General features: G+C 69.7%; 10 protein-coding genes. 7 read left to right on the forward strand and 3 right to left on the reverse strand.

From position 1 onward, the window contains the following. Positions 1-114 precede the first annotated feature (114 nt). Positions 115-2,379, reverse strand: coding sequence for a putative bifunctional diguanylate cyclase/phosphodiesterase (locus QSK05_RS20590; RefSeq protein WP_285598892.1), 2,265 nt, complete (start codon positions 2,377-2,379; stop codon positions 115-117). A gap of 141 nt (positions 2,380-2,520) precedes the next feature. On the opposite strand from QSK05_RS20590, the gene QSK05_RS20595 reads away from it, so the two are divergent. Together QSK05_RS20595 and QSK05_RS20600 are read left to right on the forward strand one after the other, a co-directional pair. Next, positions 2,521-3,282 carry a helix-turn-helix transcriptional regulator gene (locus tag QSK05_RS20595; protein ID WP_285598893.1) on the forward strand — a complete coding sequence of 254 codons (762 nt, stop codon included), beginning with the start codon at positions 2,521-2,523 and terminating at the stop codon, positions 3,280-3,282. 75 nt (positions 3,283-3,357) lie between these two features. Beyond that, the gene (locus QSK05_RS20600; RefSeq protein WP_285598894.1) at positions 3,358-4,494 is read left to right on the forward strand and encodes a 4-hydroxybenzoate 3-monooxygenase; all 1,137 of its coding nucleotides are present in this window, start codon (positions 3,358-3,360) and stop codon (positions 4,492-4,494) included. Positions 4,495-4,546: 52 nt separating this feature from the next. Here QSK05_RS20600 and QSK05_RS20605 read toward each other — a convergent pair whose 3' ends face one another. Together QSK05_RS20605 and QSK05_RS20610 are read right to left on the reverse strand one after the other, a co-directional pair. Next, a complete protein-coding gene (locus QSK05_RS20605) occupies positions 4,547-5,005 on the reverse strand; it encodes a hypothetical protein (protein ID WP_285598895.1) in 459 nt (152 codons plus the stop codon). 134 nt (positions 5,006-5,139) lie between these two features. Further along, a complete protein-coding gene (locus QSK05_RS20610; RefSeq protein ID WP_285598896.1) occupies positions 5,140-5,598 on the reverse strand; it encodes an Lrp/AsnC family transcriptional regulator in 459 nt (152 codons plus the stop codon). Between the two features lie 85 nt (positions 5,599-5,683). Here QSK05_RS20610 and QSK05_RS20615 point away from each other — a divergent pair, with 85 nt between their 5' ends. The 5 genes from QSK05_RS20615 (at position 5,684) to QSK05_RS20635 (ending at position 9,569) form a co-directional block, all read left to right on the forward strand. Then, the gene (locus tag QSK05_RS20615; protein ID WP_352301993.1) at positions 5,684-6,133 is read left to right on the forward strand and encodes a rhodanese-like domain-containing protein; all 450 of its coding nucleotides are present in this window, start codon (positions 5,684-5,686) and stop codon (positions 6,131-6,133) included. 4 nt (positions 6,134-6,137) lie between these two features. Continuing rightward, positions 6,138-6,362 carry a sortase domain-containing protein gene (locus QSK05_RS20620; protein WP_285598898.1) on the forward strand — a complete coding sequence of 75 codons (225 nt, stop codon included), beginning with the start codon at positions 6,138-6,140 and terminating at the stop codon, positions 6,360-6,362. 61 nt (positions 6,363-6,423) lie between these two features. Then, a complete protein-coding gene (locus QSK05_RS20625) occupies positions 6,424-7,644 on the forward strand; it encodes a TolB family protein (protein WP_285598899.1) in 1,221 nt (406 codons plus the stop codon). A gap of 188 nt (positions 7,645-7,832) precedes the next feature. Beyond that, positions 7,833-8,681, forward strand: a complete 849-nt coding sequence (locus QSK05_RS20630; protein ID WP_285598900.1) for an NmrA family NAD(P)-binding protein — start codon at positions 7,833-7,835, stop codon at positions 8,679-8,681. A gap of 36 nt (positions 8,682-8,717) precedes the next feature. Then, positions 8,718-9,569: a helix-turn-helix domain-containing protein gene (locus QSK05_RS20635; RefSeq protein ID WP_285598901.1), complete on the forward strand. Its 852-nt coding sequence runs from the start codon at positions 8,718-8,720 to the stop codon at positions 9,567-9,569. Positions 9,570-10,086: the final 517 nt, after the last annotated feature.

Consider the following 10,086-nt stretch of genomic DNA (forward strand, 5'->3'; position numbering starts at 1 on the left):
GTCACGTTCAGTAGTGTCGCCGGGGTGGGCCCCGGTCGGACACGGCCGAACGGGGGTCGTTCGTCACGGCGGGTCCGACCGGTTCCCGAACGGCCCTACCGGTACCTGAACGGCTCAGGCCGGCGAGGCCGCGTGCGGTCCGGTCCCCGCGGTGATGCTGGGGGCCGGGGCGGGGCGGCCGAGGTAGTAGCCCTGGGCGGACTCACAGCCGATGGCGGCCAGGCGGTCGAGCTGCTCCTGGTTCTCGACACCCTCGGCGACCACGTCGAGCCCGAAGGCGTGGGCGGCGGTGATCATCAGCTGGACCAGGGCGGCGGTGCCCGGGTCGGGGGAGTGCAGGAAGCTCTGGTCGATCTTGAGGGTGTCGACCTGGAGCTTCTGGAGCTGGCCGATCGAGGTGTAACCGGTGCCGAAGTCGTCGAGGCTGACCGTCACCCCGATCTCGCGCAGGGCCCGCAGATGGGCGTCGGCGGCCGGCTCTTCCATCAGGACGGTCTCGGTGATCTCCAGGACGAGGCGCCGGGGGGCCAGGCCGCTGTCGGTCAGGGCCTGGCGGACCTCGTCGATCAGGGCGCGGGTGGCCAGGTGCCGACCGGAGATGTTCACGGCCATGGTGGCGTCGGCGTGCCCGGCCGGGTCCTGCTCGGTCCAGGCCACCAGCTGGCGGGTCGCGTGGTTCAGCGTCCACCGGCCGATCGCGCAGATCAGGGTGGACTGTTCGGCGGTGGGCAGGAAGTCGTCGGGCGGAACCAGGCCGCGCTCGGGATGACGCCAGCGGATCAGGGCTTCGTACCCCCGCAGCCGGCCCGTGGCCACGTCCATGACCGGCTGGTAGTGCAGCTCGAACTGGTCCTGGGTCAGGCCGATCTGGATATCGGCCTCCAGCCGGGCCCGGGCCGCCAGCTCCGCCCGCAGGTCCGCGTCGAACATCTCGGCCCGCCCGCGTCCGTTGGTCTTGGCCCGGTAGGCCGCCATGTCGGCGTCCTGCAGCAACTGGTAGGCATCGACCTGGGCGTCGCGGGCCAGGGCGATACCGACGCTGGCCCCGATGACGGCGTGCGACCCGGCCACGTGGATGGGCGCACTGACGACCGCGACCAGACGGTTGGCGATCTCCATCAGCTCGGCGGGCGCGGGCACCGGGTCGATCAGGACGACGAACTCGTCACCGCCCTGGCGCCCGAGCGTGTCACCCGCCCGCAGGACCGAACGCATCCGGTCGGCCGTCACCTGGAGCACCTCGTCGCCCGCGGCGTGACCCAGGGTGTCGTTGACCCGTTTGAAGTAGTCGAGGTCGACGAACAGGACCGCGACCTCGTTGCCGCTGCGCCGGGCCCGGTGCAGGGCGGCCGTGGTCAGCTCCAGCAGATAGGCGCGGTTGGGCAGGTTCGTCAGCGCGTCGTGGGCCGCCTGGTGCTGCAGGTCGTCACTCAGGCGCTCGCGCTGCGCGGTGGACGCCTCCAGCTCACCCATGGCCACCCACATGCGGGCCGGAACGAGCACGGACAGCAGGACGGACGCGGCGATCGTCGCCCACCCGTCCACGTCCACGCCGGTGGTGCGGTGGACCAGCTCGACGGCGGGGATCACCAGCAGCGCGGCGTACATCGTCATCAACCGGGCCGGTGACATCCGCTGAAAGGCGAGGCGACGCGGGGTGGAGGCGGTCCGGGCCGCCCGGGCCGCCCGGAGGGCGGCCAGGCCCCAGGCCGTGTACATCACCAGGTAGGCACTCTCGAACAGCCGGTCCTGGGTGTTCAGGGCCCCGTCGGCGATCCCGTAGACCGTGTCACCGATCAACGCCACACCGGCACCCAGGACGAGGCTTCGGGTCGTGGCCCGGGGCAGGGTGGTGGCGGGGTTCAGCCACACCCGCACCACACAGCCCAGCAGCACGATGTCGGTGATCAGATAGACGGAACCGACGATCTCGCGCAGGTCCAGCCCGCCGTTCAGGGGAACCGCCAGCGCCAGCCACAGCACCAGCCCACCGGCGACGGTCAGCACGGCGGTGTCCAGGTACCCGGCGATGTCGGGGCGCCGGCCACCGTGCAGCCGGCTCAGTGACAGCGCCACGACCCAGTAGGCGCCCAGGTTGAAGCCGTCCACCAGGGACGGGAACGGGATGCTGTGCCCGGTCGACAGGTACCAGGCGGCGGTCGCGTCACCGGCCACCGACAACGTCACCCCGAGGGCGAAGAGCGTCCAGCCGGTGCGGTGCGCACGATCGGCGCGGGCGGCGGTGAACACGGCCACCACCGCGCACAGGCCGACCAGCAACTGGGCGGTGACCCGGACCGGCCCGTCCGGGGCCAGCCAGTAGGTGACGACGAGAACGCCCACCAGTGCGAGGAAGCGCCGATCGCTCTGCACAGACATGGAGCCCCTTCGGCGCGGCGGACTTCGCGGTCAAGGCTCGGACGGCCGATTCCTCCCAACGGCTGCGTCCCCTTCGAGGGGCCGCGGGATCGGTTGCCTCACGGAAAGGTCGCTGGGGGACAAGGGGTACATTGATGGCCGATGCCGGAGAACCACCTGCCCGACGACGACGCGCCCACCCGCGGCGGTGGCTGGATCCCGCACGGTTACCACCTCGAAACCCACTCCCACACCGACGGTCAGCTCGTCTATGCAGCTGTCGGCGCGGTGGCCACCACCACCGACCGGGGCACCTGGGTCGCCCCGGCCGGGCGCGTCACCTGGACCCCGCCCGGCTTCGGGCACTCGCACCGCTTCTACGGGCGCACCGACATCCGGCTGTTCACCGTCCCCGCTGCCCTGTGTCCCGAACTGGCCCCCATCCCCTCCGTTTTCGCCGTCAGCGCCCTGCTCCGGGAGGCCCTGCTGGCCCTGACCGGTGACCGAGAACCGCGACCGGGTGCCGACGACCGGTTGCGTGCCGTGGTGATCGACGAGCTGACGATCGCGTCCGGCGACGAGTCCCTCCACCTGCCCGAACCCCGCGACGACCGGCTGCGGGCCGTGACCGGCCTGCTGCACGCCGACCCCGGCATCGACGCCACCCTCACCGAGCTGGGCCGCCGCGCCGGAGCCAGCGAGCGCACCCTCAGTCGCCTGTTCCAGGCCGAGCTGGGTCTGGGCTTCCACCGCTGGCGCACGATCCTGCGCGTGCACTACGCCCTGGCCCTGCTCACCGACGGCCGCTCGGTCACCGACACCGCGATCGAGTGCGGCTGGTCCAACCCCTCGACCTTCATCGACGCCTTCACCGAGATCGTCGGCCAGACCCCCGGCCGCTACCAGGCCGGTTTCCGCCCGTAGGAACATGGCGGGTTTCCGGTACCCGGTGTCCGCCGACCGGTGGGCGCACAGCGGTCCCGCAGCCAGGGTGAAGGCATGACAGAACACACCACCGTGATCGTCGTCGGCGCCGGAGTCGCCGGCCTGACCCTGGCCAACATGTTGCAGCGCAACGACATCGATTGCATCATCCTGGAACGGCGCAGCCGCGAGTACGTGGAGCGCAGGCAGCGGGCGGGAACCGTCGACACCCGCGGTGTCCGGATGTTCCGGGAGTGGGGCCTGGGGCAAATAGTGGACGCGGGTGGGCACCCGGAGGTGGAAGGCGGCTTCTTCATCGACGGGCACGCGATGCCCATCGAGGTCGACGACGACAACGAGAGCATCTTCATCCCGCAGCAGACCCTCGTCCACCAGCTCGCCGATCGGTTCCTCGAGGGCGGGGGAGACCTGCGCTACGAGGCCGACATCACCCTGGAGAACCTCGAAACACCGCTCGTGCGCTACCAGAACACCGTCATCACGGGCGACTACCTGGCCGGCTGCGACGGCGACCGGGGCGTCACCCGGGCCGCCGTCCCTGACGGCGCACTCACCCGCTTCTCCCGTGAATACCCCTACGCCTGGGTGAGCGCCCTCGCGGCGGTCCCGGCCCGGACCTCGGGCATGGGCATCCACTCCCGGGGGCTGGCCGGCCTGATCCCGCGCGGCACCGAGAACAGCCGCCTCTACCTGCAGTGCCCGGTCGGCGACACCACGCACGACTGGCCCGACGAGCGCATCTGGAGCGAGATCGAGGCCCGTTTCGGCACCCCGGTCGCCACCGGCCCGATCATCGACAAGCAGATCGTGCCGCTACGCAGCGTCGTGCACGAGCCGATGAGCCACGAAAGGCTCTATCTGCTGGGCGATGCCGCGCACATCGTGCCGCCGATGAGCGCAAAGGGCATCCACCTCGCGCTTTTCGACGCGGAGACGTTCGCCCGCGGGGTGATCCGGCAGGTTCGGGAGGGCGATGCGAGCCTGCTGGAGCAGTACTCGCAGACCTGCCTGCACCACGTCTGGAACTACCAGGCGTTCGCCGCGTGGATCACCGATCTGATGCACGACGCCGGTGATGCGACCTACACCGGTGAGTTCCGCAGGCAGATCGCCCGGGCGGAGCTGCAGCGGCAGTTCGAGTCCGAGGCCGCGAACCGGGTGTTCAGCGAGCTCACGTCCGGGGTGATGTGACCGGGTGGTGGGAATCGCCCCTCCGGCGATTCCCACCTCAGGCCTCAGCGGCTCAGTAGTAGAGCGAACCACCCCAGTAGTTGTCCGGGCCCCCGGCCCACTGCTTCTGCGCCTCGATCCTGAAGGTGTGCGTCCCGGTGTTCGCGATCAGGCTCTTCGAGCCGTAGGCCGTGACGCAGCCGGAGGCGAACACCGAATGGGTGGTGGTGTCCCGGAGCCGGAAACAGGTTCCCCCGGAGGTCACACCGCCGGTGGCGGCGGTGATGTTGATCGTGACCGGGCCGGAGCTGGTCTTGTGCCGATCCCTCGTGTAATAGGTCCAGGAGCCATCGCTGTTGGCCGTTCCGGACACGCTGTTCCAGCCCGCCGCCGCGGCCGCCGCCGGGGCGGCCTGAGTCGTGCTGGTCGAGCCGGCCGCACTGGCCGGGCCGGCGAAGGTGGCGAGACCGGCCGATCCCGCCAGGGTCAAGCCGATCACGGTCGTGGTCAGACGCTTTCCGGTGAGCTTCATGAGTGTTCCTCCGGTCGACGGACGATTCGGTGTCGAGCTGCGGTGACGTCTTCATGCTCGTCGCCGGACCGGTCCGGGTTCCAGGGGTTGCCCGGTGCCCACGGGAGAGGAAACAGGAAACGCGGCGGCCCTTCTCAGGCCGGGGTCAGGCGGCGGTGCGGGAGCGGGCTGGAATACACGACGCTGGTCGTGATCCCGCCCAGCGTGGCGAGTTTGCCGGTGATGCGCTCCAGATCGCGCATCGACCGGGCCAGCACCTTGAGCACGAAGCAATCGTCGCCCGTCACGTGATGGGCCTCCACCACCTCGGGCGTGGTGTCGAGCACGGCGTGGAACGGCTTGTAGTTGCCCGTGGGGTAGGCCAGGCGTACGAACGCCGTGACGGTGTACCCCAGCGCCTCCGGATCGAGGGTGACGCTGAAACCGGTGATGACACCGGCATCGGTGAGGCGACGCAGCCGGTCGGCCGTGGAACTGGCCGACAGGCTGATGGCCCGGGCCAGGTCGGCGATGCTGATCCGGCCGTCGCGCTGGAGCTGGTCGAGAATGGCGTGATCGGTCGCATCGAGCAGCGTCCGTGGATTCGTCGGCATGACGGCGAAAGTACCAGCGGATCCACGAGCCTAAGGCCACAGAACCCTCGGATGCCCCTGGTTCGTCCGTTGCTGGTCGCCTTGAATGGTGTGCATGCAGAACCTGATCTCCGCAGTGGATTTCTTCGCTGCCCGGCTGGCCCACCAGACCGACCCGGCCGATCTCGCGGCGGCCCGCGCGAGCGGTACGGCCCCGCTGATCCTCGACGTGCGTTCCGAGGCGGGGTGGAGGCAGGGGCGGATTCCCGGCGCGGTGCACCTGCCCGGTCCGCAGGTGGCCGGGCGTATCCATGAGTTCGCCCCCGACCGGGACGCCCCGATCGTCACCTATTGCTGGGGGCCGGGCTGTAACGGCAGTACCCGCGCGGCTTTCGTGCTCGCCTCGATGGGGTACACGCGGGTGCAGGAGATGATCGGCGGCTTCGAGTACTGGGCCCGCGAAGGACTGGCCGTGGTCACCGACGCCGGGCGCTCCCGCCGCTCTCCCGACGACCTCGTCGCCCCGGTGCCCCCGAGGAGGGTGAAAGGCCGGTGACCGGGTGATCGGGCAGACCCGGCAGGCGCTTTTCGCCTATCGGGTCACCGGTCACGAGATCGTCCGGCCGGGGGGAACCGGCGCGCTGGAGACGGAATCCGGTGAGCCGGACGCGGTGCCCGACCTGGCGCAGCTGACCCTGACCACCTGTCATCCGGAGTACTCGGCCCGGGAGCGCTGGGTGGTGCCCCCGGTGCTGGTACAGGCGGAACCGGGTGGGCCGCAGTAACGCGTGAGGTCTTTCCCGCGATGGTTCGGCTGTGGCCCAGCCGGGCCGTGGGAGGTCAAAGATGTCCGTTCGACGTTCATTTCGCCTGATCCAGGTTCTGGCCGTCTCCACCGTGGTGGGGATGGGGATCCTGGGAACCCCGCCGTCCGCGTCCGCAGGTGATCGGACCACAGCGAGGACGGCCTGTCCGCCCGGCTGGCTCGGCACCACCACGAACGCCGAACCCCAGATCAGCGCCGACGGACGCTACGTCGTCTTCACCGGGTACGCACCGGACACCGAGAGCGGCGACCGGATGATCTTCCTGCGCGACCTGTTGCTGCGGCGCACCACCGTGGCCAGTGACCCGGTCAAGGGTGGGTACAACTTCCTGCCCAGCATCAGTGCCGACGGTACCCGGGTCAGCTACCTGAACCTCGGCAGCGACAGCCCGGTCAACGAGGCGGGCATCTGGGTCTACGACCGGCGCACCGGGGAGCGCACCCGGGAGGGCGGGGGCCACGTCTGGACCTCGCCGATGCTGGACGCCCACGGCCGGCATCTGACCTACAACCATCTCGAGAACAACGACTCCGACCTCGCCTCCGTCTTCGTCCGTGACGTCGACAGCGACCGCGTCACCCTGGTGAGCGCCAATCTCGAGGGAAAGACTGCGAACGACACCTCGATCGAGCCGGAGATCAGCGCGAACGGCCGCCTCGTGCTGTTCAAGTCGTCAGCGACCGACCTGACCGAAAATGCCTCCACCGCCTCCGTTCAGGGGGCGCTGTACGTACGCGACCTGCGCACGAACAAGACCACCCTGATCCCCGACCGGTTCGGGAAGCCGGCCTCGGTGTTCCGGTTCAACCAGCGCCTGAGCCCCGACGGCCGGTTCGTGCTCTACACCGACACCGACGGGGTGTGGCGCTACGACCGCCAGACCCGGCGCACCGCCGCGGCCGCGGTGCCGCGGCGTATCGAGTTCGACTCCTCCGCCGACATCGGTCAGGGCGGACGACTCGTCCTGCTGCAGACACCCGGCAGCCTCGTCCTGCGTAACGTCGGAACCGGCAAGGAAAACGGTGTCGACGCACGGCCTGACGGTTCCTTCGACCTGGGCCAGCCGGGCTATCCGGGGGCGATGACGCCCGACGGGCGGTACGTGGTCTATTACACGAGTGGGACCGACCGGGACCGTGCGGAGAAGGCTGAGGGCATGGTCAACGTCTATCGGCGGGATCTGCGGACCAGGACGACGCGGTTGGTCAGCACGAGTGACGCTGGTGGGGCGTGCGCATAGGCGTTGCGCACCAGCGATGGGGTGACCCCGAGGCCGAACCTGCTCACCCTGTTGTTGCCGGGAACATCGCAGGAGCCATCTGCTGAACTTGAAGCCTGAGGGGGGCTCGACCTGGGCCACTCTCGCGCCCGGGCCCGCGGCGAGACTTGTTCCAGCAGCAACACGGACCATCGCGAAAGGCCACAGACATGACATACCTCATCATCGGAGCCACCGGGAACGTCGGTGGCGCCCTGGTCAGCGACCTGCACGGCCAGGGGCACAGCGTGCGGGCCCTGGTGCGCGACCCCGAGCGGGCCCGCCACCTCCCGAGTGACGTGGAACTGGTCGTCGGCGACCTGGACGACGCCGAGGCCCTGGCCAAGGCCGTCCAGGGCGTCGAGGGCGTCTTCTACATGCAGGCGCACCCGAGCGTCGAGCAGGCCGAGAAGTACGTGCAGATCGCCGCGGCGGCGGGGGTGCCCCGCACGGTGTTGCTGTCCTCGTTCGGCACCATCGCCTACCCCCGGCCGATCATCGGCGAGATGATCGCGACTCGCGACGAGGTCTTCCGGGCGTCCTCGCCGGACGTCACGTACCTCAAGGCCAACACCCTGATGACGAACGCTCTGTGGTGGGTGCCGACGATCCGGGCGCAGGGGCGGGTCTACGACGCGACCGACCCGGGCAAGACCGTGCCCATCGACACCGACGACGTCGCCCGGGTGGCCGCCGTGGCCCTGACCCAGGACGGGCACGCGGGCCGGTCGTACATCCTCAACGGCCCCGACGTGCTCTCGTCCCGGGAGCAGGTCGACATCCTCAACGAGACGTTGGGCCTGAACATCGAGCTGGTGCACCTGACACCGGCGCAGCTCGCCGAGAAGAACATCGCCTCCGGGATGCCCGAGCGAGCGGCCCGGGGACTGGAGAACCTGCACACGCTGTTCGCCACGGGACGTTCCTCGGTCTACGCCGAGGACGCTCTCTGGCTGATCGGCCGGCCGCTGACCACCTTCGGCGAATGGTGCGAGCGCAACGCCGTCTCGTTCCGCTGACCCAACGGGCGCCGAGTACAGGAAGACAAGGGTGAAATGAGCGAGGCACCGCATCTGGCGGAACTCCTGCGGTCCTGGCGCACCCAGGTCAGCCCGGCCGACGTGGGCCTGCCGTTCCGTCCGGATTCGCGCCGCACGCCCGGGCTGCGCCGTGAGGAGGTCGCCTGGCTGGCCGGCATCTCCCCGGACTATGTCAAGCGGCTGGAGCAGGGCCGGGCGCATCCCAGCAGCTCTGTGCTGAAAGCGCTCGCCCGCACCCTGCGCATCTCCGACGCGGAGTACGAGATGGCCTGCCGTATCGCCGGGTACGCCGCGCAGGCCGGCGGTCAGGTGCCGCAGACGATCGGCCCGAGCGTGCAGCGGCTCCTGGACCGCTTCGCCGACACGCCCATCGCCGTGTTCGACGCGGCCTGGACGTTGCTGGAGCACAACGACATCTGGGCCGCGATGAGCGGTGACGGGCGCAATCCCCGCCCGGGCCGGGCGGAGAACCTGGTGTGGCGCTCGTTCCTGGGTGATCCGGGCCGGATGCGGCACCCCGATCTGGCCGGCTACCGGGCCTCGCTGATCGCCGACCTGCGGGACGTGGCCGCGCGCTATCCCGCCGATCGCGAACTGGCCGCCCTGATCGGCGAGTTACGCCGATCCAGCGACGAATTCGCCCGGCTGTGGACGAGTACGGCGGCTGCGCACTTCGGTAACGGGAACGAGAGCAAGACCCTCGACCACCCGGTGGTCGGCGAACTGCACCTGGACTGCGACGTCCTGTCGGTGCACGGCGCGGACCTGCGGATCATCGTGTTCAGTGCCGCGCCCGGCAGTGAGTCGGCGCAGCGGCTGCGGTTGCTGAGTGTGCTGGGGACGCAGGACATGACGGCGTCCCGGTGACCTGCCGGTTCTGATCTCCTCCGGGCCGGCGGATCGACCGATGCCGGGCCCGACCCCGTAGGTTCATCGACAAGGTCCTCTCCGGGGAAGCTTTCGGCGTCGTGACCCACCGACCGGCATCCCGGGGCCAGGCATCGGACCGTTCGACCGCTGAGAACATCATGGAACATCAGTGTGCTGCCCCCCGTCTGCCAGGCACCGGGTGCGACGGTCGCGCCTACTGCCGCGGAAGGCCACCGTGGACCAAGTGCCTTGTGTTTACTGCTGATACAGGTGGGACACGAGGTATACCTGTGCCTGCTTTTCGTGCTGTTCGGCGGTCGAGCACAGTCACCCGGCCACGGGTCTCCCAGGACCGAAGGTACCTGGAGGAATGATCCGTCTGCCCTGCCCTCGCACTGCACCGGGCCTTGATCGGGGCGCTCCGAACAGCTTTCGGCATACCGGGAGAGCCGCGAAAGGCTCTGTCCTAAAAGGCGACCAATTCTGCCCGATCGGTCGCCGTCCGACTACTTGA

The sequence above is a fragment of the Kineosporia sp. NBRC 101731 genome, assembly GCF_030269305.1.
Taxonomy (GTDB): Bacteria; Actinomycetota; Actinomycetes; order Actinomycetales; family Kineosporiaceae; genus Kineosporia.